The sequence below is a fragment of the Cellulomonas fimi genome (genome assembly GCF_028527925.1).
Lineage (GTDB): Bacteria > Actinomycetota > Actinomycetes > Actinomycetales > Cellulomonadaceae > Cellulomonas > Cellulomonas fimi_C.
This window is the reverse complement of sequence record NZ_JAPESW010000014.1, coordinates 70,558-93,862: the sequence shown is the minus strand read 5'-3', so window position 1 is coordinate 93,862 and position 23,305 is coordinate 70,558. Positions and strand designations below refer to the sequence as shown.

Sequence of the window (23,305 nt, the reverse complement as noted above, 5' to 3'; positions counted from 1 at the left end):
GCGCGCCGCGGCCGTCGAGGCGGTCGAGAAGGCCGCGAGCCTGATCGAGTTCTCCGACCGCGTCACCGTCCTGGCAGAGGGACGCGCCGACGGGTGCGGCACGCGCTCCGACGGGCCCCTGTTCTCGCAGCCGACCGGGTACCTCTGCGTCCTGGGCTGGATGGTCACGCTCGTCGTTCGGGCGCAGGCACCCGCGAGGAGGTCGCCGGCGCGATCGACGACGAGATGCGGTCCATGGACATGGACTACACCTCCGCGACCGCGACCGACCTCGTCCTGTCGTACCCCAGCGTGCGCGACGGCTCGGTCCTGCGCGGCGGCGGTCACGCCGACGGGATGGAGGTCCAGGTGGAGGTCACGCCGTTCCGGTCCGGCACGTGGACGGCGCCGCGCATCCCGCGCGGTTCCGCCGACGTCTCCACCGAGGGCGACCTCGAGGACGTGACGGCCGCGGACGTCGAGGCGACGGGGGCCGGCGACGTCGTCACCGTCCTCGTCTCGACGACGTACTGGGACACCGCACGCGGCGACCCGAGCGACCCCCGCGAGCCGAGCCGCCCGGTGACGCCGCTCGCGGTTTAGCACGTCGCCGAGGGCTCCCGGTACGCCTTCGACGTCGGGCTGCCGGAACCCTCCGGGGCGGCGGACGCGTGCGCGCAGGACGTCGCCGTCGACCCGCCCACCGTGGTGTCGGTCGACACGCCCTTCCCACGCACGACGTTCGCCCTGCGCCCGGAGGCGACCTCCGACGACATGCAGCGCGTGCGCGGTTGCCTCACGACCGGTCTCGACTCGGGCGGCGTCGCCGTGCTGACGCCCTACGAGTGAGCAGCGGCCGTGCGCTGATTCGCGGCTCGGCGACGCCTCCCGCAGCATGAGGGTGCGACGGGGCACGCCCCGTCTCCGCACCACCGGTCGACCGCTGCGGCGGCGACCCGCACACAGGGGGCACTTCCGTGCGACGACACCTCGTCCTGAGCTCGATCCTGACCGCCGCGCTCGGCACCGCCGTGGCCGTCCCACCGGCCGCCGCGGCGGACCCGCCCCCGACGGGCTGGCAGGGATCCGTGTGCGGCACGCGCACCGCGATCCCGTTGACCGTCGCACGCGACGTGGACGACGCGGGCGTCGTCGTGGGGTACGACCAGCGGACCCGGGCGGCGTCGTGGGACTCCCGGACCGGGACGTACCGCTGGTACGGCGGCATCGACGGCGGCCTGTTCTCCGAGATCAGCGCGGTCAGCGGCGCCGGACGCGTCGCGGGCGTGGCCGAGGTCGACGGCCCGACGACGAACCCGCCGAAGGCCGTGCGCGTCGAGGGCCCGCTGCCCCTGCGGCCGGTGGACCGCTCGCTGCGGACCGCCGACCAGGTGCACGACGTCAACGACGCCAACGTCGTCGTCGGCACGAGCGAGGTCCTCGGCGGCCAGGGCGCGACCGAGCCGTTCGTGTGGACCGACCGCCGGTACGTGCTGCCGACGCCCGACGCGTCCTACCGCTTCGTGCACGCCCGGTCGGTCAACGAGGCCGGCTGGGTGCTGGGTGAGGGCTACCACCTCGACACGCAGGGCGTGTACCACCACCGGGTGCTCGTGTGGCGCCCCGACCGCACCGTGCTCGAGCTCCCGCCGCTGCCCGACGACGCGATGTTCGTCGCCGAGCACATCGACGAGCAGGGCGGGGTGACTGGCCACCGCCTCAGCCCCGACTGGGAGAACGACGCGCTCGTCACGTGGTCGCCGACCGCGGGATACACGTCCGTGCCCTCGCCCGGCGGCGACCTCCAGGTCATCTCGGCCGACGACCGCGGCGGCGCGGTCGGCACGATCATCGACCCGACGTCGGGCTCGGCGCTGCCGTTCCTCTACCGCCCGGACACCGGCTTCCGACGTCTGGCGACTGCCGACGGGACCCTGCTGCGCGGCGTCCCCTATCGAATGAGCGAGGCCGGCCAGGTCATCATCATGACCGACCAGCGGCCCACGCTGTGGACCCCGACGTGCGCGGGCGCATGACGGCGCGCGCCGGTCGACGCGTCGCCCGTCCCCGACGACACCGTCCCGGACCACGCGGACGTCGGCCACCCGCTGCCGTCGCGCTTCTTGCGCTCGCCGTCGCCGGTGGCCTGGCGGTCGCCGGCACGCCGGCCGCGCCGGCCCGCGCGGACGCGGCGCCGACGACGGTCTGGGCGGGGACCGTCTGCGGCTCGCTGACGCGGGTGCCCGTCCCGTTCGCGCTCGACCTGGGCGACGACGGGTTCGTCGTCGGCTACGACACCCGCCTCCGGACGATGTCGTGGGACGCGACCACGAACGAGACGCGGTGGTACGGCGGCATCGAGGGCGGGCTGCGCTCCGAGCTCACCGCGGTGTCGCCCGGCGGCCGCGTCGCGGGCACCGCCGCGGTCCAGGGCCCGCGGTACGAGATCGCGAAGGCGGTGCGCGTGGACGGGCCGCTGCCGCTCGTACCCGTCGACCGGTCGCCGAGCCGCTACGACAGCGTCCGCGCGGTCAACGACGCCAACACCGTCGTCGGTGCGAGCGACCCCGTCGCCTCCCCCGGACGCACCGAGGCGTTCGTCTGGACCGACCAGCGGCGCGTGCTCGCCCCGCCACCGGGCGCGTGGAGCTCGACCGAGGCCGTGGCGGTCAACGCGTCCGGCTGGGTCCTCGGCTGGGGGGCCGGGACCGACGCGACCGGGTCGTTCCGGCGGCAGGTGCTGCTCTGGTCGCCGACCGGCGCGGCCACCGCGCTGCCACCGCTCGGCGACGGCACGCAGATGGTCCCGGTCGCGATCGCCGACGACGGGCGGGTGATCGGCTACCGTCTGCGGGCCGACGGTCGGGGCGACGCCCTCGTCACCTGGACCGCCGCCGGCGGGTACGACGTCGTCCCGGCACCCACCCCGAACGGGTCATCGGTCGACCTCCAGGTGACCGACGCGGACGCGGACGGGACGACCGTCGGAGCCGTCCGCGACGAACAGGCCTCACCGCCGCTGCGCCCGTTCCTCTACGAGCCGGGGACGGGATTCAGGCTCATGGTCGACCCGAGCGGGACGCCCCTACCCACCGTGCCCCAGGCGATCAACGACGGTCACGAGGCGCTCGTCCGCGTCGGCGCCCACCCGCACCTCTGGACGCCCTGCCCCTGACCACGACGCGCGTCGTCCTCGCGGCGTCGGGAAGGCTCAGTCCCACCAGAAGTACCAGGACCGCGACCCGACCTGGTCGCCCGCGAGATCGGTCAGCGAGCCGACGCCCTGGTGGACCACGTCGTAGCAGTACTCGTACTGCTCGCGCGCCACCGCGAGGGCCTCCGCCGTGCTCGCAGGCGGACGGTCCACCCACAGCTCCAGCACCTGCTCGCCGTCGAGCGTCACGAGCTCGGCACCGAACCGCTCCTGCCAGTCGCGCAGCACGACGGCGTGGTCCACGGGCTCCATGTCGTAGTTCACCCCGCCGTCCCACCCGAGCAGGACGGGCACCTGCCAGCCGTGCGCCGCCGGGACGAGCGCCACGAGACCGTCGGCCTTCGCGACCGTGAACGTCGCGGGATGGTTCGCCAGCCTGGGAGGTTCCACCATGGCGAGCGCGTCGTCGTCGTCCTCGTCGTCGCCGAAGGAGTCGTCACCGCCCAGGTCGCCGTAGCGCTCCGTGCGCCGCACCCGCAGCGCCCGCAGGTCGTCGATGGTCATGCGCTCCGCGCGCGCCAGCTCGGCGGCGGGGTCGTAGTCGTCGCGGGCACCACCGGGCAGCGCGGCGCACAGGTCGCCGACCTCCGGTCCGAGCAGCACCGGCCACAGACCCGTGCGCGGATGCTCCGCCCGCAGCTGCTGCCACCAGGCCACCAGGTCGCCGGCGGGCGCGCGGAACGCCAGCACGTCGCCGGTGCTGGTCGTCCCGATGACCTCGGTGGGCGGCGTCTCCCCGAGGACCGCGACGCGTTCGAGCGGCTGCTCGGGGACCTCCCCACCGTCCGCGGACCCGGGACGGGTCGGGTCAGGGGTGCTGCGACGCTTCCTCCACCAGGCCACGGCGTCATCGCACCACGCGGCACCGACAACCCGCGGCGGGTGAATCGCGGGGATGCCCCTTCTGGAGCAGCGACCGTCGCCCCTACCGTGACAAACCGGACACCGCGACCCGCGCGGTGCCCGTCGTCGAGGGGGCACTCCATGGCTCGTGCACGTCTGACACTCACCGCCGCCGCGCTCGCCGGCGCCGCGCTCTTCGCGTCCGCCGCACCCGGCGTTGCCTGCCCGCGCGACCCGCGCGACGACCCGGCGACATGGGAGTACGAGGGCGTCTACGACTGCACCAAGGCGACGGTCGGTCACGGCGTGCGGACGTACACCAAGCCGTCCCCGGTCGCGTTCGTCGTCATCAAGACCGGCACGACGTACTTCGTCAGCGAGCTGGGCGACGCGAACGAGGGTGACCGCACCTACACGTTCGACAAGCCCATCCGCTTCGTCATCACCTGCAACTTCACCGACGCGTAGAGCCCGGTCCGGCCCCCGAGCGCACGAGCCCGCCACGGGACGCGATACCTTCACCGTCGGAGGGACGGCGGTCGACGCCCGCCACCGGACCTGTCCGGCGGCACGGGCCGTCGCCGTCCACCGGGCCTCTAGCTCAACTGGCAGAGCAGCGGACTTTTAATCCGCGGGTTGTGGGTTCGATCCCCACGGGGCCCACCAGCGTCCAGACGCGCGCCGCCCAGCGACCGACCGAGCGGCGCGCGCCGGCACGGCGGTCAGGCCACGCGCTCGACGGGGGCCTGGAGCTCGGTGACCCAGTCCGGACCGGGCTCGTGCCCCTCCGCCTCGAGGTACACCTCGCGGGTCGGGCCGGCGACGCGGTAGCCGTCGGCGGTGAGCTGCTCGAACAGCGCCATCCACGACTCGCCGATGCCGCTCATGTCGCCGTGGTGGAGCGCGATCGCCGCGAGCGGCACGGAGGGCAGGTCGACGACGTGGTACCCGTCGCCGGGCTGCGGGTCGGGGCCGGCCGGGTAGGAGACGGTGACGCCGAGGGTGTCGTCGTCGTGCGGCTCGTACCAGAAGGTCGACGGTTCGAGGATGGCCCGGCCGGCGGCCTCGAGAGCGGTGTCGAGCCGCTCGATGAGCGGTCCGACGACGGGGCTGACGTGCTCGGGACCCATCCCCGGCGCGACACCCGCGAGCGCGTAGACGGTGACGGACGGCAGGCTGCGGTAGTCGACTGCGACGGACATCTGGGCATCTCCTTCGAGCTGGGAGAGCTTGCGCCGGATCCGGTCGGCGCGGGCGGCCTCGGCCGCGAGCTCCGACTCGATCTCCCGCAGCCGCTCGCGCAGCACCTCGGCGAACGCCGCGTGCTCGTCGTCGGCGGACAGGACCGTCGCGATGCGGTCGAGGCCGACGCCGAGGTCGCGGAGCTCGACGAGGCGCAGCAGGTGCGGGACCTGCGCGGGCGCGTAGCGGCGGTAGCCCGTGCGGTCGTCGACGTGGGCGGGCCGCAGCAGGCCGATCGCGTCGTAGTGCCGCAGCATGCGCACGCTGACCCGACCGATGCCGGCGAACTCTCCGATGGTGTACATGGCGTCGACCACGCTGGAGCCTGACACGGCGTGAGGGTCAAGCACCATGCTCGACAGGGACGCGGCAGCCCGTCGCGGACGCGACCAGGAACGGCCCCGAGAACGGCCGTGGGCCGCGTGACCGGGGAGGTCACGCGGCCCACGATGCCAGGCGGAGGTCCGTCAGAAGGGCATCTCCGTGGTGATCTGCTCGGGCGCCGGTGCGGTGACGGGCGTGCCCGCACCGAAGTTGGTGAACGTCATCGTCGTCGTCATGCCGACCAGCTCGTACGACACCTTGCGCACGAGGTCGTCGGCGCCGACCCAGTAGGTGTAGGTGAGGGTCGCGGGCAGCTCGGCGACCGACTCCGCCTCGGCCAGCTTGGCGGCGGCCTCGCCGGTCATCTTCGTGGTGTCGACGACGACGGTGTACGGCTGCACGGTGACGCCGTCGATCGTCTCCTCAGGGCCGGCGGGCTCGACGCTCGTGATCGCCTCCTCCATGCCGGACAGGCCGGTGTCGAACTGCTCGGTCATGCCGCCGAAGTCGGCCGCGAGCGGGTTCGACGCGTCGTTCGGGTCGATCTGGAAGAACTGCTCGCCGAGCATCGCGATCTTCAGGTACGCCATGCCGCCGACGAACCGGACCTCCATGTCGCCGACCTCGGGCATCGACATGCGCATCGCCATGTTCTGCGCGCCGTCGACGACCTGCATGCTCGCGGTCCCCTGGAACGTGGCGGCGCCGGTCATGTCGAGCGTCATGTCGTACGACGTCTGCGCCTTGAGCGCGCCGTCGAGGCGGGACACGAGGTTGGTCGCCGACAGCACCTCGACGGTCGGCGTCGGCGTCGCGGACGCGGTCTTCGTCGGGACGGGCGCGGGCGACTCGTCGGCGGTGGCGCTGCCGCCGCCGCACGCGGCGAGAGTGGCGGCGAGGACGACCGAGACGGGCAGGGCGAGGATGCTGCGGGACTGCACGGGGGTGCTCCAGACGACATGCCGCGCGGGTGGGCGGTCGCCCGGGGCGCGCCGGGCGGGCGGCAGACGCGCGGCGCGGACATCCTGTCAGGCCGACGCCCCCGCCCGCGTCTGCTTTCCGCGGCGACCTGGGCCGACGCCCGGAGCGCCGCCCGATCGGCCGAGCCCACGCGCCCCCCGGCCGAGCCGTGCGGCGGGCGGGGTCAGTCCTGCTTCGCCGCGCCCCAGCCGTGCCAGTGGTCGATCTCGACGAGCACGCTGACGCGGGCGCGGTCGCGGACCGGGTAGGGGTTGCCGCCGTAGTGGACGGACAGGCGGTCGATGTCGACGAGGTCGGTGTCGTCGCGGATCTCCACGACCCGGCCCTGCACGCTCACGTGCGTGTACCAGTTCGCCTCGTCGATCGCGGTGAGCGAGACCTGCGGGTGGGCGCGCAGGTGCTTGAGGCGCGCGCGGGACGCGTCGAGGTTGAGCAGGATCCGCCCGTCGTCCTCGACGAGGTACCAGGTCGCGACGGTCACCGGGTGCCCGTCGGGGTGGATGGTGCCCATCACCGCGGGGTTGGGCTTGGCGAGCAGCGCGGCGACGTCGGCGGGCAGCGGGGGCTTGGGCACGGGATGGTCCTCTCGTCGTGGTGTCGGCCACAGTGTCTCCGCGTCGTCGCAGGAGAGCACGCTCGGCGGCCCGACGTCCCGCCCCGCGGACGTAGGCTGGTGGCGTCCCCGGTCGCACCGCGTGCTCGTCGCGGGCCGGGTCCCCGAGAGGTTCCCCTGCGTGACTCGCGTGCCCGCGCCCGCCCCGGCACCTTCCGACGCACCCTCCTCCGTCTCGCGCAGCCGACGCGCGTACGCCGTGTACGCGGCCGCCGTCGTCGCGTACTTCGTCGCGATCGTGCACCGCACCGCGATGGGCGTGGCCGGTGTGGAGGCGGTCGACCGGTTCGCGCTGTCGGCCACGGCGCTGTCGTCGTTCGTCGTCGCGCAGCTGCTGCTCTACACGCTCATGCAGATCCCGGCGGGACGGCTGCTCGACCGGTTCGGGCCGCGCGCGGTCATCACCGCCGGCTCGCTCGTCATGGCGGCGGGGCAGCTGCTGCTCGCGGTCGCGGACACCGTGCCCCTCGCGCTGCTGGCGCGCGTGCTGCTGGGTGCGGGCGACGCGGGCATCTTCATCAGCGCGGTGCGGCTGATCGCCGAGTGGTTCCCGCCGCGCAAGGCACCCGTGATGGTGCAGGTCACCGGCCTCATCGGGCAGTCGGGCAACCTGGCGTCGGCGATCCCCGTCGCGTGGCTGCTGCACCACCACGGCTGGACGACGACGTTCGGCACCCTGGCCGTGGTCGGCGTCGTCGCCGCCGGCGTCGCGTTCGGCGGCATCCGCAGCGCGCAGCCCCTCGACCCGCTCACCCACGAGCGCCTGGCCCCCGCCCTGCGCGCGGCGCTCCAGCCACCCGGGACGCGTCTCGGCTTCTGGAGCCACTTCGCGACCCCGTTCAGCGCGAACGTCGTGGCGCTGCTGTGGGGAGTCCCGTTCTTCGTCACGGCCCAGGGGCGGACGGCCGCGGAGGCGAGCGTGCTGCTCACCGCGCTCACGCTGACCGCGATGGTCACCGGCCCGGTCGTCGGGCGGTTCACGGCCCGGCACCCGCTGCGGCGTTCGTGGTCCGTGCTCGCGAGCTGCGCGGTCACGCTCGTCGCGTGGGTGTGGCTCCTGGTCCCGTCGACGCCCCGGCCCATGTGGCAGCTCGTCGTGTTCGTCGTCCTCGTCGGCGCGGGCGGACCCGTGTCGCTCGTCGGCATGGACTTCGCGCGCACGTTCTCCCCGGCGGCGTCGCTCGGGACCGCGAGCGGCTTCGTCAACACGGGCGGCTTCACGTCGACGATCGCGGGTCTGCTGGGCGTCGGCGTCGTGCTGCAGCTCGTCGAGCCGAACGCCGCGGGCACCTACTCGCTCGACGCGTACCGCATCGCGTTCACCGTGCTGCTCGTGCCGTGGGTGGTCGGCGTCGTGGGCGTGCTGTCGAGCCGTCGTCGCACGCGGGCCGTCATGGCCGAGGCGGGGGTCGTCGTCCCGCCGCTCCGCGAGGCGCTACGCCGGGTCCGCGGCCGCTGACGGCGCCGGTCCCGGCGCCGCTCCCGGCGTCGGCTCCCGCACCACCGACCGGTCGCCCGACAACCACCGCAGCCAGCGCGTCGACGGGTCGGGCTCGAGGACCAGCGCGCGCACCAGCAGCGTGAGCGGGATGCACAGCACCGCGCCGATCGGCCCGATGACGAAGGACCAGAACGCCACGGAGACGAAGCTCAGCGTGAGCGACAGGTCGACGGCGTCGCACACGAACTTGGGCTGCACCAGGACCTGCAGCACGACGTTGACCACGCAGTAGACGGCGATCACGGCGAGCATGAGCGGCCAGCCGCCCACGACGAGCGCGAGCACCGCGGGCGGGATCAGCCCGAGCACGAACCCCACGTTCGGCACGAAGTTGGTGACGAACGCGAGGATCGCCCACACGACCGGCGCGGGGATGCCGAGCATCGCGAGCGCGATCCCGTCGAGCACCGCGACGACCGCCCCGAACGTCGCGTTGACGACGTAGTACCGCCGCACGCCCGACGTGAACCGCGCGACCCGCGTCAGCGCCGGCCCGCGCTCGTCCCCGAACAGCCGGGACGCGCTCGCGTACCGGGCACCGTCCGCCGCCATGAACAGCACGTACGCGAAGACGACGAACAGCGCGCCGAGCACCGACACCGCCGACGACCCGAGCGACGTCACCATGCCGACCAGCCGTGCCGGGTCGAGCGCGGCCGACGCGGCGTCCGCGGCGGTCCCCTCCAGGCCGAGGCCGGCGAGCCGCTGCGACGCGTCGTCGACCACCGAGCCGAGCTCGTCGGTGTAGTCGCCGACCATGACGGCGAACCGCGCGACGGCGAACGCGATCAGCCCGGCGATCGTGAGGATGACGAGCCACCCGACGACCACCACGACGGTCGTCGCGGCCCACGAGGGCCAGCCGCGCCGCTCGAGCGGGAACCGCAGCGGGTGGACGATCACGACGATCACCGCCCCGAGCGCGAGCGGGCCCAGCAGGTCGCGCGCGGCCCAGATCCCGGCGAGCACGACCACCACCGCGGCGAGCACGACGAGCGTGCGCCGCGCGTGGCCGGCGCCCGGGGCGCCCGTGGGGCCCGCCGCGCCCCCATCCGACCTGCCGTCCACCCGGACCTCCGTCGCCACGACGACCACCACCGGCTGGGCTCACCCTGGCGCGTGGCCCAGGCGGCGTCCAGCCACACGCCGCAGGCCCGACGGCGGGGCGCGGGAGCCGGCGTTGTGACCCGCCGGCGGTATCGGACCTCGTCGCTACCGTGGACGAACCACCCGACGACGGAAGGAACGGTCATGGCCGCACCGGTCACGCTCCGCGGGATCGCGACGCTCTCGCTGTGGGCCGACGACGTCGCCGCCGCGGGCGCCTGGTACACCGCGCTCCTGGGCGTCGAGCCGTACTGCGCGCGACCCGAGCCGCCCGAGGCGCCGGGCTACCTCGAGTTCCGGCTGGGCGACCACGGCACCGAGCTCGGCATCATCGACCGCCGCTACGCGCTGCCGGGGCTGCGCACGGGCGAGCCGGGCGGGATCGTCGCGTACTGGGCGGTCGACGACGTCGAGAAGACGCTCGACGAGTTCCTCGCCGCAGGGGCGACGCCGCTCCAGCCGCTCACCGAGTACGGGCCCGGGTTCGTGACCGCCGCCGTGGTCGACCCGTTCGGCAACGTCGTCGGGCTCATGTACAACCAGCACTACCTCGACGTGGTCGTCGACGGCTCCTGACGCCCGCACCGCACACGCACGCCGCGTCCTCGCACGGCGAACACCCGCCGAGCGGTCGCGCGGACGCGTGCGTGGCAGGATCGAGCGCATGACGACGGACCAGACGGTGGCTCAGCAGCCGCTCCCGACCGCACCGGACGCACCTGCGGCCGAGGCCGCGACGCCCGCCCCGGAGGCCACGCCCGCGCCCGTCCCCGCGGTCCCGACGACGCCCGACGTCACCCGGAACGCCGGCGACACCGAGCTGTGGGTCGAGCGCACGGGCAAGCGCCAGTACACGGGACGCTCGTCCCGCGGTGCCGAGGTGCTCATCGGCTCGGTGGGCGACGAGGGCCGGTTCACGCCCGGCGAGCTGCTGAAGATCGCGCTGGCCGCGTGCAGCGGGCTGTCGTCGGACGCCGCGCTCGCGCACCGGCTCGGCGACGACGTCGCGGTCACGATCAAGGTCAGCGGCATGGCGGACGACGCCGAGGACCGCTACCCGGCGCTCGCGGAGGAGCTCGTCGTGGACCTGTCGAGCCTCGACCCGGCCGCGCGTGAGCGTCTGCTCACGGTCGTGCACCGCGCGGTCGACCAGCACTGCACCGTCGGCCGCACCCTGGAGCACGGGGCCGCGGTGACCCTGACGGTGACCGGGGAGCGCTGAGCGCATGCCGCGTCTCGTCGAGGCCGCCCTCGCGAAGGCGGTGACGATCCCGTCGTCCACGATCCACGCGCACGTCGACCAGCTGCGCCGCCGCAACCCCGAGGCGACGCCCGAGGAGCTCGTCCGGCTCCTCGAGAAGGAGTACCTCGTCGTCGTCGCGGCGGCCGGTGGTGCGGTCGGCGCGGCCGCCGCCGCGCCTGCGGTCGGGACGGGCGTCGCGCTCACCCTGACCGCGAGCGACGTCGCGACGTTCTTCGGGGCGTCGGCGGCGTTCGCGCTCGCCGTGGCGAGCGTGCACGGGATCGACGTCGAGGACGTCGAGCGGCGACGCGCCCTGCTGCTCACGACGATCCTCGGCGAGTCCGGCGCGAAGGCCGTCGGTGACGCGGCGGAGTTCTCGTCGGCGAACGCGGCCCGTGTGCTGCTCACGCGCATGCCGATGGCGACGGTGCGGAAGGTCAACTCCACGCTGACCCGCAAGATGGTGCGCACGCAGCTCACGCGCCACACGGGCCTCGCGCTCGGACGGCTCGTGCCCTACGGCATCGGCGCCGTCGTCGGCGTGACCGGTGCGCGTGCGCTCGGCCGGACGGTCATCCAGGGCGCGCGTGCCGCGTTCGGTCCGCCGCCGGCGCAGTTCCCGGAGACCATCGTGGTCGCCGCGGGCGAGGTGCCGAAGCTCATCGTCGCCGACCGCAAGGACGGCGCACCGGTCGTCCCGACGCTGACCGCCGTCCCCGAGCAGCGAGGGCGGCGTCTGCGCGCGCTGACCGGCCGCCGCACGCCGAAGGTCCCCGAGCAGAGCCCGGCACCCGACGAGTCCTGAGCCTCACGGCGGCGCGCGCGCCCACGAGCCGGCGAGCACCGCGCGCGTCACGGGCCCCGACCGGTGCCCCCTCGTGCGGGCGGTCCCGAGGAGTCGGACCTGCCCGCGGCGCCGGGCCGGTCGCAGCGTCACGCGTCGAGACGCGTCGGCCGCCGCGACCGACCGGCACGTCACCAGCGGTCGTGCACGTGCTCCCGGACGCGCTCGTCGTAGACGGAGCGCAGGCGCTCGGACGTGTCCTCGCCGAGCGGGGCCAGGTCGGCCGCGGCCGCGTTGGCGCGTGCCTGCTCAGGCGTGCGGGCGCCAGGGATGACGACGGACACACCGGGCTGCTCGACGATCCAGCGCAGCGCGAGCTGCGCGGTCGTGGCCCCCTCGGGCGTGAGCGCGGCGACCTCGCGCGCGGCGGCGACGCCGACGTCGTAGGGCACGCCCGAGAACGTCTCGCCGACGTCGAACGCCTCGCCGTGCCGGTTGTAGCTCCGGTGGTCGTCGGCGGCGAACGTCGTGTGCTCGTCGTACTTGCCGGACAGCAGGCCGGACGCGAGGGGCACGCGCGCGATGATGCCGACGCCGGCCTCCGCGGCGGCGGGCAGCACCTCGTCGAGCGGCTTGCGCCGGAAGATGTTGAGGATGATCTGGATCGACGCGACGTTCGGCCGCGCGATCGCGGTGAGCGCCTCGTCGACGGTCTCGACGGACACGCCGTACGCGGCGACGCGGCCCTCGTCGACGAGCGTGTCGAGCGCGTCGTAGGTCGACCCGCGGGACAGCACCGCGGTGGGCGGGCAGTGCAGCTGGACGAGGTCGAGGGTGTCGACGCCGAGGTTGCTGCGCGAGCGGTCGGTCCAGCCGCGGAACGCGTCGAGCGTGTAGGCGTCGGCGACGTGCGGGTCGGCCCGGCGACCCATCTTGGTCGCCACGGTGAGCCCGGACTCGGCGCCGCCGCGCGAGGCGAGGAACCGGCCGACGAGCCGCTCCGAGCGCCCGTCGCCGTAGACGTCCGCCGTGTCGAGGAAGGTCACCCCCGCGTCGACGGCCGCGTCGAGGATCTGCAGCGCGGTGTCGTCGCCGACGTCGCCCCAGTCCCCTCCCAGCTGCCAGCAGCCGAGGCCGACGACCCCGACGTCCCTGCCCGTGCGTCCCAGTACCCGCTTCTCCATGCGCCCGACGCTACCCCGGCGCACGCGCGACCTCGCGCGCGGTCCGCCGCCGGCCGGCTCTCGACCCTGCCGTGGCGACGTCGACGCGCCGGACGTCCCGCCGCACCCACCGCGCCGTCCGGGCCGGCCGACCGCAGGATGGTGCCGACAGGACCGCCCTCGGCCGTGGCGGTCGGCGGGAAGGAGCCGGGATGACGACGACGACGCGGGTCCTGCCGCTGCCGGCGGCGCGCGCGTGGGACCTGGTCGCGGACGCGCGGAACCACGCACGGTGGATCCCGCTCACGCGCGTGGACGTCGCCGACGGGTACGTGGTGGCCGTGAGCGGCCCGCGCGCGCAGCGGGGCGGCGGTGGCCTCGTCGACCGCATGCGCATCGACCGCTTCGACCCGCCGCACGACGACGAACCCGGCGTCGCGGAGTTCACCAAGGTCGGGCGCGTGCTGCGCGGGACGGCGCGCATCGAGGTCGCGGCGGCGGGGCCGGACGCGGCGCGCGTGACGTGGACGGAGTCCGTGCACCTGGCGGGACCGCTGCCCGCAGGACTCACGCGTGCGGTCGGGGCTCCGCTCCTGGAGCTCATGGTGCGGCGCGCGCTGCGGATGGCCGCTCACGAGGCGGCTCGGGAGGCAGTCCGGGGCGGCTGACGTCCACGCAACAGATCACCGCACGAGCCGCTCATCACGCAACGGATCCGCTCCCGACGCGCAATCCGCGGTGACGAGGTGCGCGCACCGCTCCCCCTAGGCTCGTCGTGACTGCCGTCCGTTCCCGCCGTCCCCACGAGGAGCACGATGACGACGACCGCCCCCGGTGCCACGCGCCGCCACTACCTGATGTGCGAGCCGCGCTTCTACACGGTGTCGTACGAGATCAACCCCTGGATGGACAAGACGCGGTACACCGACGTCGACCTGGCCGTCCGGCAGTGGCGCACGCTGCGCGACACCTACCTCGACCTCGGGCACCGGGTCGACACGATCGAGCCGGTCGACGGCCTGCCGGACATGGTCTACGCGGCGAACGGCGCGACGGTCGTCGACGGCGTCGTGTACTCGGCGAGGTTCCGCTACCCCGAGCGCGGTCCCGAGGGCCCGGCCTACCAGAAGTGGTTCGCCGACCGCGGCTTCGTCACGCACACCGCCGCCCAGGTCAACGAGGGGGAGGGCGACCTGCTCGTCGTCGGGAACATGGTCCTGGCGGGCACCGGCTTCCGCACCGACCGGGCCGCGCACGCCGAGGCGCAGGAGCTGTTCGGCCGGCCGGTCGTGTCGCTCGAGCTCGTCGACCCGCACTACTACCACCTCGACACCGCGCTGGCGGTCCTGTCGAGCGACCCGCAGGACCCGCAGATCGCCTACTACCCGCCGGCGTTCTCCGCGGGCTCACGGTCGGTGCTCCAGCAGCTGTTCCCCGACGCCGTGATCGCGACCGAGCAGGACGCGGTCGCGCTCGGCCTCAACGCGGTCTCCGACGGGCAGAACGTCGTCGTCGCGCCCGCCGCGACCGACCTCGCCGCCGCGCTGCGCGAGCGCGGGTACACCCCCATCCCGGTCGAGACCACGGAGCTGCTCAAGGGCGGCGGCGGCGCGAAGTGCTGCACGCTCGAGATCCGTCCGGCCGGGGCCCCGACGGGAGACTGACGATGACCGCGCTGCAGGACGCCCGGACGTCGACGCTCGCGCGGAACTACGACCCGCTGCCCGTGACCCTCGTCTCCGGCGAGGGCTCCTGGGTGACGGACACCGACGGTCGCCGGTACCTCGACCTGCTGTCGGCGTACTCCGCGCTCAACTTCGGGCACCGACACCCGGCGCTCGTCGCTGCGGCGCACGCGCAGCTCGACCGGCTGACGCTCACGTCGCGGGCCTTCGACCACGACCTGCTGCACCCGTTCGCCGACCGGCTCGCGTCGCTCGTGGGACCGCTCGTCACGGGCACACCGATGGTGCTGCCGATGAACACGGGCGCCGAGGCCGTCGAGACGGCGATCAAGGCGGCGCGGAAGTGGGGGTACGACGTCAAGGGCGTGCCCGACGGGCGCGCGCGGATCGTCGTCGTCGACGGCAACTTCCACGGCCGCACGACGACGATCGTGTCGTTCTCGGCGGACCCGGACGCGCACGACGGATTCGGGCCGTACACCCCGGGCTTCGTGCGCGTCCCGTACGGCGACGCGGAGGCCCTGGAGGCGGCGCTCGACGAGAACACCGTGGCGGTCCTGCTCGAGCCGGTGCAGGGTGAGCAGGGCGTCGTCGTCCCGCCCGCCGACTACCTGCCGGCCGTGCGCGCCGCGTGCACCGCGGCCGACGTGCTGCTCGTGGTCGACGAGATCCAGAGCGGCCTCGGCCGCACCGGCACGACGCTCGCGAGCGAGCTGTGGGGCGTCCGTCCCGACCTGGTGACGCTCGGCAAGGCGCTCGGCGGCGGGATCGTGCCCGTGTCCGCGGTCGTCGGCCGCGACGACGTGCTCGGTGTGCTCACGGCCGGGACGCACGGCTCGACGTTCGGCGGCAACCCGCTCGCGTGCGCGGTGGGGCTCGCGGTGGTCGACCTGCTGTCGACCGGTGAGCCGCAGGCCTGCGCGCGCGAGCTCGGGGCGCGCATGGGCGAGCGGCTCGACGCGCTCGTCGACGACGGCCGGCTCGCCGCGGTCCGACGCGTGGGGCTGTGGGCCGGCCTCGACGTGGCGCCCGGACGTGCGGGCGGCCCCGCGACCGGCCGCGAGCTGTGCGGGCGCCTGCTCGAGCGCGGGGTGCTCGCGAAGGACACGCACGGCCGCACGATCCGTCTCGCGCCGCCGCTCACGATGTCGACCGCCGACCTCGACACCGCGCTGGACCGCCTCGGCGACGCGCTGCCCTGACCGGCGCGTCGGGCGGGCGCCGGGTCACGCGTCGACGGGGATGCGCGGCCCGGCGTCGCTCCACCGGTCCGGGCGCCCTCCCGCCCGGACGCGACAGGGCCCGGGCGACGAGTCGTCCGGGCCCTGTCGGTGGTCGGCCGGCCGGTCGTGGCCGACGGGCGTCAGCTGAAGCGGACCGCCCCGAAGAGCCAGCCTGCGCTCGTCGCGGCGCCCACCGACATGCTCGACACGTCGGTCCGCAGCATCTGCGCGTTGTGCGCGGGCGACCGCGACCACGCCGACACGAGCGACGACGCGCTGCCGTTGCTCACGCACCCGACGATGTTGTCGCCGCCGGAGTGCCAGATGCCGCCCGTGGCGGCCATGGTCAGCGCGTGCGACGTCAGGCTGCCCGAGCGCGAGATCGACAGCGCGCCGAGACCCGCCGACGCCCGGTACGCGTTGATCGCCTCGCCGACGGCACCCGCGCTCGCCTCGGCCGCGGACCCGCCCGAGCCGGCGCACACCTTGCCGCCCGCGGGGACACCGCTCGTCGGCGCCGGTGCGGCGGTCCCGCCGGAGGACTGCGTCGTCGTGGTCGTCGTGCGCGTCGAGCGCGGCTTGACGGTGGTCTTCGTGGTGGCGCGTGCAGCAGCGGCCTGACGCGCGGCCTCGGCGGCCGCGGCCTGCTCGGCGGCGATGCGCGCCTGCTCCGCGGCGACCCACGCGGCCTGCGCGTCGGCCACGGCCTTCTCGGGACCGGCGACGCCACCGGTCGCGGCACGCAGCGCCGCGATGCTCACGTTCGGTCCGGCGATCGCGGTGCTGACCGCGCCCGTCGCCGTCTGGAGCGCACCGCGCGGCCCGTCGCCCGCCTGCGGGGACGCCGCGAGCGTCGCGTTGGCGTGGTCGACGACCTGCTGGGCCGACGTCGTCACGGCCGCGCGCGCCGCCGTGTAGACCGCGGTCGCGGCCTGCGCGTCGAGCGCGCCGCGCACGCCCGCGTCGGTCGTCGCGGCGGGCAGCACCGCGGAGATCCGCAGCCGCGCCTCGGCGACCCGCTCCTCACGCAGCGCCGACGCGCGCTGCGCGGCGACGCCCGTGGTGGTGCCCGCGAGCACGAGCGCCAGCCCGCCCGCGACGACGAACCAGGTGCGGCGGCTGCGCCCGCCGTGCGGGTGCGCGCCACCGGCGCGGCTGCGCTGCGTCGGGATCGTCCCGGCCGGCGCGAGCGTGCGGGCGCCCTCCACCGGTGCGGCGGTCTGCGTCGCGCTGTCCTTCGAGTCCACGTCCATTCGTCTCCCCCCGAATGACGACCCCGTCCACCCGTGTGCGGGGGCGGGGCTCGACTTCCCTTCGGCACTCGCGTGGTCGTACTTGAGCGATCCGTTCCCTTTCGTTCGATCTCCGCCAGGGTGTCGGGTGCGCCCGGTTGCCGCCACCCGAACGCGGACACGCGCCCAGGACGTCCGGCAGCCCCTCCGCGTCCGCGAAGATGGTCCCGTGCGAGACGACTCCGGCACCGACGCCCTCGACGCCGCCATCCTGCGGGTACTCGCGCAGGACGCGCGCGCGACGTTCGCCCAGGTCGGGCAGCAGGTGTCGTTGTCCGCTCCCGCCGTGAAGCGCCGCGTCGACCGCCTGCGCGCGACGGGCGTGATCCGCGGCTTCACGGTGCGCCTCGACCCCGCGGCGATGGGCTGGCACACCGAGGCGTTCGTCGAGCTGTTCTGCCAGGGGTCCACCAGCCCGGCGACGATGCGCGACGCCGTCGAGCAGTACCCCGAGGTGGTCGCGGCCAGCACGGTCACGGGCGACGTCGACCTCGTCGTGCAGGTCCGCGCGCGCGACATGCGCCATCTCGAGCGCGTCGTCGAGCGCCTCGCGGCCGAGCCGTTCGTGTCCCGGACGCGGTCGACCGTCGTCCTGTCGGCGCTCGTGCGCCGCCCCGACGTCCCGGCCGACCCCGCCGCCGACGACTGACCTCGTCGCGCGCGGACCCGGCCGGCACCGATCCTCGTCCGGTCCCGACGCCCGTCAGGCCGTGCGCTCGTCCTCGCGGCAGCGGTTCGTCACGACCATCACCGGGCAGTCCGAGTGGTGCAGGACCGCCTGGCTCGTCGAGCCCAGCAGCAGGCCGGCGAACCCGCCGCGCCCGCGCGACCCGACGACGATGAGGTCGGTCGCGACCGAGAACTCCGTGAGCAGCTCGGCGCCGCTGCCGTCGAGCGCGTGCCGCTTCACGACGACGTCCGGGTGGTCGGCGAGGGCGCGGTCGACGACCACGTTGAGCCCTTCGGCGACGTCCCGCAGCACCTGGTCGTGGTCCACCGTGTCGGGCAGCCATGCCAGCACCCCGCTGAGCGAGCTCGCGGGCACGCCCGCGACCGCGTGCACCTCGGCGCCCCACGCCGCGGCCTCGGCGATCGCGTACGACAGCGCACGCTCGGCCTGCGGCGAGCCGTCGACGCCCACGACGATGCGGCGCACCGGCTTGACCGCGGGCAGGGCCGCGTCGTCGGCGAGCGCCCGGCCGTTCTCGCGCAGCGGCACCACGACCGTCGGGCAGTACGCGTGCGCGGGCAGCGCGGACGACACCGTGCCGAGCAGCCGGTCGGCGAAGCCGCCGCGACCACGCGTCCCGACGACCGCGAGCCGCACCCGGTGCGACATGTCGACCAGCACGCCCGCCGCGTCGCCCGTCTGGACCGTGGCGGTGACGGGGACGCCGGACGCCGAGACGCGCGCGGACGCCTCCGCGAGCACCGCCTTGGCGCCCTGCTGGATCGCGGTGTCGTCGAGCGCGGCGTAGCCGCCGTCGAGGGACGCCGCCGTGAACGACGGCAACGAGTAGGCGCACACGAGGTGCAGACCCCAGCCGCGGACCGCTGCCTCGGCGGCCGCCCAGTCCAGCGCGTGCAGGCTGGCGGCCGAACCGTCCAGCCCCACGAGCACCACGTCGTCCCGCACCATCGGGGCCTCCCGTCCTCGGCCCGTGACCACTGCGTCACGCGCCGTCCGGCGTCGGATCCTCACCCAGGTCCAGTGTGGCCCCCGGGATCACCGCCGCGCCCCCATGAGACGCCAGCGATACCGTATTTTGACACAGCCTTGACCCGAAGATCCGCGCGGACCCGCCCGCTCCGCACGCGCCCGACGGGCACGCCGCGCCACGTCCCGATGCGTGCGTGGACAGCCGGGGCCGGGCAGCGTCCGTCAGGTGCGGACGTACGCCGCCCACAGCGGCTCGGTGCGGACCGCGGACGAGCCGAAGGTCACGGACCAGCGCGGCGCGCGCGGCGTGAACGGCAGCTCCCACCCGATCTCGTGCAGCAGCCGGTCGGCCTTGCGGTGGTTGCACCGCACGCAGGCCGCGACGACGTTCGTCCACTCGTGCCGGCCGCCCCGCGACCGGGGATGCACGTGGTCGACCGTGTCGGCACCGCCGCCGCAGTACGCGCAGCGGTGGCTGTCGCGCTGCAGGACGGTGCGGCGCGTGGGTGGCACCGGCTTGCGCACGGGCACGTGCACGTAGCGGGTCAGGCACAGCACCACCGGGAGCGGCACGGCCGCGTGCTCGGAGTGCAGCACACGGCCGTCGGTCTCGAGCACCGTCGCCTTGCCGCTCATCACGAGCAGCACGGCGCGACGCAGGCTCACGATGCACAGCGGCTCCATGCTCGCGTTGAGCAGCAGCGAGCGGGCACCGGACGACAGCGCCGACGGGGCGGCTCGGGAGCCGGGCGGGGTGACGGCACGCGCGCCCGCGCCGACCGTCCCGGCCCCGTCGGGGGCGAAGGAAGTTGTCTCGGTCAGCACGGCGTCCTCCCGACCTCACGGGTCGGACCGGCTGGCTGCCGGCCCGGCGAAGCAACAGCGTGGTGCGCGACCAGCGTACGCGGCGCCCTGGCCACGGCCATCGGACTCAGCCGCGCGGCGCGGGTGAACGCCGGACGACCGTCCACGTCGCCCGTCCCGGCGCGCCGCACGGCCCGCACGGCGCCGCACCTGCCGCAGACCGGCGCGACCGCCCGGTGGATGCGCCGAGGCCCCGACGACGCGGACGTCGTCGGGGCCTCGGTGAGGTGCGTTCTCGGTGTCAGCCGACCCGCAGGAAGACCGGCGAGCTCTGCCAGATCGCGCGGAACTGGACCGTCTTGCCGGGGCGCGGCGAGTCGATCTGCTGGTTGCCACCGGCGTAGATCGAGATGTGGCCGGGGCTCCAGATCAGGTCGCCCGGCTGCGCCTGGTCGCGGGACACGACCGTCGCGGCGGCCTTGATGCCGGACGAGGTGCGCGGCAGGGAGACGCCGAGCTGCGCGTAGACGTACGAGACGAAGCCCGAGCAGTCGAAGCCGGCGGGCGAGGAGCCACCGGAGACGTACGGGGTACCCACGTAGCGGGCGGCGATCTCGAGGACCGCGTTGCCGGCGACCGACTGCGGGATCGGCGCGTTGGTGGCCGCCTTCGCCGTCGTGGTCGTCGCGGCACGCTCAGCGGTGCGCGACGTCGTCGTCGCCGTGGCGCGGCGCGTCTCCGGCGGAGGCGTCGGCTTGACGGCCGTGACGGTCGGGGCGTCGAAGGTCCACGCGGCCTCGGCCGGGGAGCTCACGACGGGGGACGTGTTGAGCACGGCGCGCGCGGACGCGGTCAGTGCTGCGGTGTCGACGGAGTTCAGGGCGCCGGATGCCGAGTCCGATGCGGCACCCGCGGGGGCGGCGCCGATCATCGTCACGACGAGGCCGGAGGATGCGGCGACGACGGCCGTCCGACGGCCGACGGTGCCCATCTGCTCCGATGCGGCCGAAGCAAGCTCGGTCAGGGGCGTCGAGGGACGACGCGCAGACCGGTGCCGGGCGCGAGTGGTGCTCACGGTCACGGGGTGCCTCTCCTGTCGCCTGCGAGGTGAGCTGTCGGGTTCGAGTGGGAGAACACTCGGCGTCGGTGGCGGTCCTGCTGCCACCTCGGCTTCACCCCAAGGTCACCGTCTCCGGTGGACCACAAAACGTGGGTCCCCCGCCCCTGCCGGCGGTTCGTACGGACCTCGGGGCGGCGGCAGGGTTAGGCGTTCCGCTCGAGGGCTTCGCGGAGGAGGGTTCCTTGAAGCAGGTCGAACGTACAGGACCCCTCCGGCGATTGTCACGTTCCGATCACGAAGAGATACGCCCGATGTTGGACACCCGTCCGGCGCGTCGACGCGACACGCCGAGGCCACCTGGGACGACGGCCGTCTCGCCGTGGGAGCGCGCACACGCGCAGGTGGCCGATCTCACCCGCTCGTGAACGGTGCGTGTCGCGCAGGGGCCGACGACGGGTCCCCGACGACGCAGGAGCCCCGCACCGACGGTGCGGGGCTCCTGCACAGGACGGTCCGGCGCGCGGCGCCGGGGCTCAGCGCGTGCCGACGAAGATGTGGCGCGCGACGTCGTCCGGGAGGTCCAGGACCGTCGCGGAGCCGGGCACCGCCACCGTCACGACGCCGGCGCCACGCTCCACGTCGATCTCGCTCCCCGGTCGCACGCCGGCCTCGGCCAGCCGGGCCAGCAGCTCGACGTCGACCTGCAGCGGCTCCGCGATCCGGGCGACGACCGCGCGCCCGCCGTCCTGGCCGACCGCCGGGGACACCGCCGTCAGCGGCGTCACGCCGTCGAGGAAGCCCTCGTGCGTGACCTCCTCGCCGATCTCGCCGAGACCCGGGATCGGGTTGCCGTACGGGTCGAAGTGCGGGTGGTCGAGCAGCGACGCGAGCCGCTTCTCGACGCGCTCGCTCATGACGTGCTCCCAGCGGCACGCCTCCTCGTGGACGTACGGCCACTCCAGGCCGATGACGTCCGTGAGCAGCCGCTCCGCGAGCCGGTGCTTGCGCATCACGCGCACGGCCTTCGCGTGCCCCTCGGGCGTGAGCTCGAGGTGCCGGTCGCCCGTCACGACCACGAGCCCGTCGCGCTCCATGCGCGCGACCGTCTGCGAGACGGTCGGACCCGAGTGCCCCAGACGCTCCGCGATGCGCGCCCGCAGGGGCGTCCGGCCTTCCTCGGTGAGCTCGTAGATCGTCTTGAGGTACATCTCCGTCGTGTCGATCAGGTCGCTCACCGCTACGCCTCCACCATCAGTCCGTGCCTCGGCGGGTGCTCACCGCCCGGACGCTGGGGACAGATTAGTTGGTCGGTCCGACCGTCCGGGGTCGTGACCGCCTATCCTCGGGCCGTGCCTGCCGTTCCCGACGCCCCGCCCGCGGTGACGATCCCCGCGCACCTCCTGCCGCGCGACGGCCGGTTCGGCTCCGGACCGTCGAAGATCCGTCCCGAGCAGCTCGACGCCCTCGCGCGCACGGGGTCCGCGGTCCTCGGCACCTCGCACCGGCAGGCGCCCGTCCGCGCCGTCGTCCGGCGCGTCCGCGAGGGGGTCGCCGCGCTGTTCGGGCTGCCCGACGGGTACGAGGTCGTGCTCGGCAACGGCGGCTCCACGGCGTTCTGGGACGTCGCGACGCTGTGCCTCGTCGAGCGGCGCAGCGCGCACGCGTCCTTCGGCGAGTTCGGCGCCAAGTTCGCCACCGCCGCCGCGCGGGCGCCGTTCCTCGACGAGCCCGTCGTCACGACCGTCGCCCCCGGCCGGGTCGCCGTGCCCGCGCCCGTCGAGGACGTCGACGTGTACGCGTGGCCGCACAACGAGACGTCGACCGGCGTCGTCGCCCCTGTGCGCCGCGTCCCGGGCTCGCGCGAGCAGGGCGCGCTCGTCGTGGTCGACGGGACCTCCGGCGCCGGCGGGCTCGCGGTCGACGTCGCGCAGACCGACGCCTACTACTTCGCGCCGCAGAAGTCGTTCGCGTCCGACGGCGGTCTCTGGCTCGCGTGCCTGTCCCCCGCGGCCGTCGAGCGCGCCGCCCGGCTCGAGCAGGGCGACCGGTGGGTGCCCGAGTTCCTGTCGCTGACCACGGCCGTCACGAACTCGCGCCTCGACCAGACCCTCAACACCCCCGCGATCGCGACGCTCCTGCTGCTCGCCGACCAGCTCGACTGGCTCCTCGGGCAGGGCGGGCTCGCGTGGGCCGCGCAGCGGACGGCGACGTCCGCCGGCCACCTGTACGGGTGGGCGGAGTCGCGCGACTGGGCGACGCCGTTCGTCGCGGACCCGGAGGCGCGCTCGTCGGTCGTCGGCACGATCGACCTGGACCCCGAGGTCGAGGCCGCGACCGTCGCCAAGATCCTGCGCGCGCACGGCGTCGTCGACGTCGAGCCGTACCGCAAGCTCGGCCGCAACCAGCTGCGCGTCGCGATGTACCCCGCGGTCGACCCCGAGGACGTGCTCGCGCTCACCGCGTGCATCGACCACGTCGTCGAGCGGCTGACCTGACGCCGAGCGGTCCGGCCCGTCGGCGGCGACGGCCCGCGACCCGCACGGCACCCCACGAGCGCGGTGCACGCGCGACGAGGCCCGCCCCGCGC

The 23,305-nt window shown here is 74.8% G+C and carries 25 protein-coding genes, 1 tRNA gene and 1 riboswitch; of the genes, 15 read left to right on the top strand and 11 right to left on the bottom strand.

The features are described 5' to 3' along the window. Window positions 1-234: 234 nt before the first annotated feature. From OMK64_RS08990 to OMK64_RS08975, 4 genes are all read left to right on the top strand, one after another. Window positions 235-582, top strand: a complete 348-nt coding sequence (locus OMK64_RS08990; protein ID WP_272727739.1) for a hypothetical protein — start codon at window positions 235-237, stop codon at window positions 580-582. A gap of 102 nt (window positions 583-684) precedes the next feature. Further along, window positions 685-828, top strand: coding sequence for a hypothetical protein (locus OMK64_RS08985; RefSeq protein WP_272727738.1), 144 nt, complete (start codon window positions 685-687; stop codon window positions 826-828). Between the two features lie 128 nt (window positions 829-956). Then, window positions 957-2,015, top strand: a complete 1,059-nt coding sequence (locus OMK64_RS08980; protein WP_272727737.1) for a hypothetical protein — start codon at window positions 957-959, stop codon at window positions 2,013-2,015. A gap of 203 nt (window positions 2,016-2,218) precedes the next feature. Next, window positions 2,219-3,154, top strand: coding sequence for a hypothetical protein (locus OMK64_RS08975; protein WP_272727736.1), 936 nt, complete (start codon window positions 2,219-2,221; stop codon window positions 3,152-3,154). A 36-nt stretch (window positions 3,155-3,190) separates the two neighbouring features. Here OMK64_RS08975 and OMK64_RS08970 read toward each other — a convergent pair whose 3' ends face one another. Next, a complete protein-coding gene (locus tag OMK64_RS08970) occupies window positions 3,191-4,036 on the bottom strand; it encodes a DUF4253 domain-containing protein (protein ID WP_272727735.1) in 846 nt (281 codons plus the stop codon). Between the two features lie 141 nt (window positions 4,037-4,177). On the opposite strand from OMK64_RS08970, the gene OMK64_RS08965 reads away from it, so the two are divergent. Both OMK64_RS08965 and OMK64_RS08960 read left to right on the top strand, forming a co-directional pair. Then, window positions 4,178-4,504: a hypothetical protein gene (locus OMK64_RS08965; protein ID WP_272727734.1), complete on the top strand. Its 327-nt coding sequence runs from the start codon at window positions 4,178-4,180 to the stop codon at window positions 4,502-4,504. A gap of 122 nt (window positions 4,505-4,626) precedes the next feature. Then, a tRNA-Lys gene (locus tag OMK64_RS08960) sits at window positions 4,627-4,702 on the top strand. A 56-nt stretch (window positions 4,703-4,758) separates the two neighbouring features. On the opposite strand, the gene OMK64_RS08955 is transcribed toward OMK64_RS08960, so the two are convergent. The 3 genes from OMK64_RS08955 to OMK64_RS08945 all read right to left on the bottom strand — a co-directional run bounded on the left by OMK64_RS08955 (window position 4,759) and on the right by OMK64_RS08945 (window position 7,157). Further along, complete coding sequence (locus tag OMK64_RS08955) at window positions 4,759-5,583, bottom strand: MerR family transcriptional regulator (protein ID WP_272727733.1); 825 nt, start codon at window positions 5,581-5,583, stop codon at window positions 4,759-4,761. Between the two features lie 162 nt (window positions 5,584-5,745). After that, window positions 5,746-6,543, bottom strand: a complete 798-nt coding sequence (locus OMK64_RS08950) for an SCO4651 family lipoprotein (RefSeq protein ID WP_272727732.1) — start codon at window positions 6,541-6,543, stop codon at window positions 5,746-5,748. Between the two features lie 203 nt (window positions 6,544-6,746). Then, window positions 6,747-7,157, bottom strand: a complete 411-nt coding sequence (locus OMK64_RS08945) for a PPOX class F420-dependent oxidoreductase (RefSeq protein WP_272727731.1) — start codon at window positions 7,155-7,157, stop codon at window positions 6,747-6,749. Between the two features lie 160 nt (window positions 7,158-7,317). On the opposite strand from OMK64_RS08945, the gene OMK64_RS08940 reads away from it, so the two are divergent. Then, complete coding sequence (locus OMK64_RS08940; RefSeq protein WP_272727730.1) at window positions 7,318-8,655, top strand: MFS transporter; 1,338 nt, start codon at window positions 7,318-7,320, stop codon at window positions 8,653-8,655. On the opposite strand, the gene OMK64_RS08935 is transcribed toward OMK64_RS08940, so the two are convergent. Then, the gene (locus OMK64_RS08935) at window positions 8,632-9,765 is read right to left on the bottom strand and encodes an AI-2E family transporter (RefSeq protein WP_272727729.1); all 1,134 of its coding nucleotides are present in this window, start codon (window positions 9,763-9,765) and stop codon (window positions 8,632-8,634) included. The two genes, OMK64_RS08940 and OMK64_RS08935, sit on opposite strands and share 24 nt — an antisense overlap. Before the next feature lie 183 nt (window positions 9,766-9,948). Between OMK64_RS08935 and OMK64_RS08930 the strand changes: the two genes are divergently transcribed. The 3 genes from OMK64_RS08930 to OMK64_RS08920 all read left to right on the top strand — a co-directional run bounded on the left by OMK64_RS08930 (window position 9,949) and on the right by OMK64_RS08920 (window position 11,852). Then, the gene (locus tag OMK64_RS08930; RefSeq protein ID WP_272727728.1) at window positions 9,949-10,380 is read left to right on the top strand and encodes a VOC family protein; all 432 of its coding nucleotides are present in this window, start codon (window positions 9,949-9,951) and stop codon (window positions 10,378-10,380) included. Window positions 10,381-10,468: 88 nt separating this feature from the next. Next, window positions 10,469-11,026, top strand: coding sequence for an OsmC family protein (locus tag OMK64_RS08925; protein ID WP_272727727.1), 558 nt, complete (start codon window positions 10,469-10,471; stop codon window positions 11,024-11,026). A gap of 4 nt (window positions 11,027-11,030) precedes the next feature. After that, window positions 11,031-11,852 (top strand): hypothetical protein, encoded by an 822-nt coding sequence (locus tag OMK64_RS08920; protein ID WP_272727726.1) that lies wholly within the window; start codon window positions 11,031-11,033, stop codon window positions 11,850-11,852. Window positions 11,853-12,022: 170 nt separating this feature from the next. Here OMK64_RS08920 and OMK64_RS08915 read toward each other — a convergent pair whose 3' ends face one another. Beyond that, on the bottom strand, window positions 12,023-13,015 hold the full coding sequence (locus tag OMK64_RS08915; RefSeq protein ID WP_272727725.1) for an aldo/keto reductase: 993 nt from the start codon (window positions 13,013-13,015) through the stop codon (window positions 12,023-12,025). A gap of 191 nt (window positions 13,016-13,206) precedes the next feature. Here OMK64_RS08915 and OMK64_RS08910 point away from each other — a divergent pair, with 191 nt between their 5' ends. From OMK64_RS08910 to rocD, 3 genes are all read left to right on the top strand, one after another. After that, window positions 13,207-13,662, top strand: coding sequence for an SRPBCC family protein (locus tag OMK64_RS08910; RefSeq protein WP_272727724.1), 456 nt, complete (start codon window positions 13,207-13,209; stop codon window positions 13,660-13,662). A gap of 147 nt (window positions 13,663-13,809) precedes the next feature. Then, a complete protein-coding gene (gene ddaH, locus OMK64_RS08905; RefSeq protein WP_272727723.1) occupies window positions 13,810-14,658 on the top strand; it encodes a dimethylargininase in 849 nt (282 codons plus the stop codon). 2 nt (window positions 14,659-14,660) lie between these two features. Next, entirely contained in the window at window positions 14,661-15,881 is a 1,221-nt protein-coding gene (rocD, locus tag OMK64_RS08900) for an ornithine--oxo-acid transaminase (RefSeq protein ID WP_272727722.1), read from the top strand. A gap of 161 nt (window positions 15,882-16,042) precedes the next feature. Here the strand turns inward: rocD and OMK64_RS08895 are convergent, their stop codons facing one another. Further along, complete coding sequence (locus OMK64_RS08895; protein ID WP_272727721.1) at window positions 16,043-17,155, bottom strand: CAP domain-containing protein; 1,113 nt, start codon at window positions 17,153-17,155, stop codon at window positions 16,043-16,045. A 208-nt stretch (window positions 17,156-17,363) separates the two neighbouring features. Between OMK64_RS08895 and OMK64_RS08890 the strand changes: the two genes are divergently transcribed. Next, window positions 17,364-17,843 (top strand): Lrp/AsnC family transcriptional regulator, encoded by a 480-nt coding sequence (locus OMK64_RS08890; RefSeq protein WP_272727720.1) that lies wholly within the window; start codon window positions 17,364-17,366, stop codon window positions 17,841-17,843. A 54-nt stretch (window positions 17,844-17,897) separates the two neighbouring features. Here OMK64_RS08890 and OMK64_RS08885 read toward each other — a convergent pair whose 3' ends face one another. The 4 genes from OMK64_RS08885 to OMK64_RS08870 all read right to left on the bottom strand — a co-directional run bounded on the left by OMK64_RS08885 (window position 17,898) and on the right by OMK64_RS08870 (window position 21,953). After that, on the bottom strand, window positions 17,898-18,833 hold the full coding sequence (locus tag OMK64_RS08885; RefSeq protein WP_272727719.1) for a universal stress protein: 936 nt from the start codon (window positions 18,831-18,833) through the stop codon (window positions 17,898-17,900). Between the two features lie 243 nt (window positions 18,834-19,076). After that, window positions 19,077-19,679 carry an HNH endonuclease gene (locus OMK64_RS08880; RefSeq protein WP_272727718.1) on the bottom strand — a complete coding sequence of 201 codons (603 nt, stop codon included), beginning with the start codon at window positions 19,677-19,679 and terminating at the stop codon, window positions 19,077-19,079. 280 nt (window positions 19,680-19,959) lie between these two features. Further along, on the bottom strand, window positions 19,960-20,739 hold the full coding sequence (locus OMK64_RS08875; protein WP_272727717.1) for a C40 family peptidase: 780 nt from the start codon (window positions 20,737-20,739) through the stop codon (window positions 19,960-19,962). A 2-nt stretch (window positions 20,740-20,741) separates the two neighbouring features. Then, window positions 20,742-20,901, bottom strand: a riboswitch (cyclic di-AMP (ydaO/yuaA leader). A gap of 350 nt (window positions 20,902-21,251) precedes the next feature. Then, window positions 21,252-21,953 (bottom strand): iron-dependent transcriptional repressor DtxR, encoded by a 702-nt coding sequence (locus tag OMK64_RS08870; RefSeq protein WP_272727716.1) that lies wholly within the window; start codon window positions 21,951-21,953, stop codon window positions 21,252-21,254. A gap of 114 nt (window positions 21,954-22,067) precedes the next feature. On the opposite strand from OMK64_RS08870, the gene serC reads away from it, so the two are divergent. Beyond that, on the top strand, window positions 22,068-23,213 hold the full coding sequence (serC, locus tag OMK64_RS08865) for a phosphoserine transaminase (RefSeq protein WP_272727715.1): 1,146 nt from the start codon (window positions 22,068-22,070) through the stop codon (window positions 23,211-23,213). The last annotated feature ends 92 nt before the right edge of the window (window positions 23,214-23,305 follow it).

Coding starts and splice junctions, on each gene's coding strand:
- OMK64_RS08925 (WP_272727727.1), top strand. CDS start 10,469: ATGACGACGGACCAGACGGTGGCTCAGCAGCCGCTCCCGACCGCACCG.
- OMK64_RS08920 (WP_272727726.1), top strand. CDS start 11,031: ATGCCGCGTCTCGTCGAGGCCGCCCTCGCGAAGGCGGTGACGATCCCG.
- OMK64_RS08955 (WP_272727733.1), bottom strand. CDS start 5,583: ATGTACACCATCGGAGAGTTCGCCGGCATCGGTCGGGTCAGCGTGCGC.
- rocD (WP_272727722.1), top strand. CDS start 14,661: ATGACCGCGCTGCAGGACGCCCGGACGTCGACGCTCGCGCGGAACTAC.
- ddaH (WP_272727723.1), top strand. CDS start 13,810: ATGACGACGACCGCCCCCGGTGCCACGCGCCGCCACTACCTGATGTGC.
- OMK64_RS08895 (WP_272727721.1), bottom strand. CDS start 17,155: ATGGACGTGGACTCGAAGGACAGCGCGACGCAGACCGCCGCACCGGTG.
- OMK64_RS08990 (WP_272727739.1), top strand. CDS start 235: ATGGACATGGACTACACCTCCGCGACCGCGACCGACCTCGTCCTGTCG.
- OMK64_RS08915 (WP_272727725.1), bottom strand. CDS start 13,015: ATGGAGAAGCGGGTACTGGGACGCACGGGCAGGGACGTCGGGGTCGTC.
- OMK64_RS08910 (WP_272727724.1), top strand. CDS start 13,207: ATGACGACGACGACGCGGGTCCTGCCGCTGCCGGCGGCGCGCGCGTGG.
- OMK64_RS08930 (WP_272727728.1), top strand. CDS start 9,949: ATGGCCGCACCGGTCACGCTCCGCGGGATCGCGACGCTCTCGCTGTGG.
- OMK64_RS08885 (WP_272727719.1), bottom strand. CDS start 18,833: ATGGTGCGGGACGACGTGGTGCTCGTGGGGCTGGACGGTTCGGCCGCC.
- OMK64_RS08965 (WP_272727734.1), top strand. CDS start 4,178: ATGGCTCGTGCACGTCTGACACTCACCGCCGCCGCGCTCGCCGGCGCC.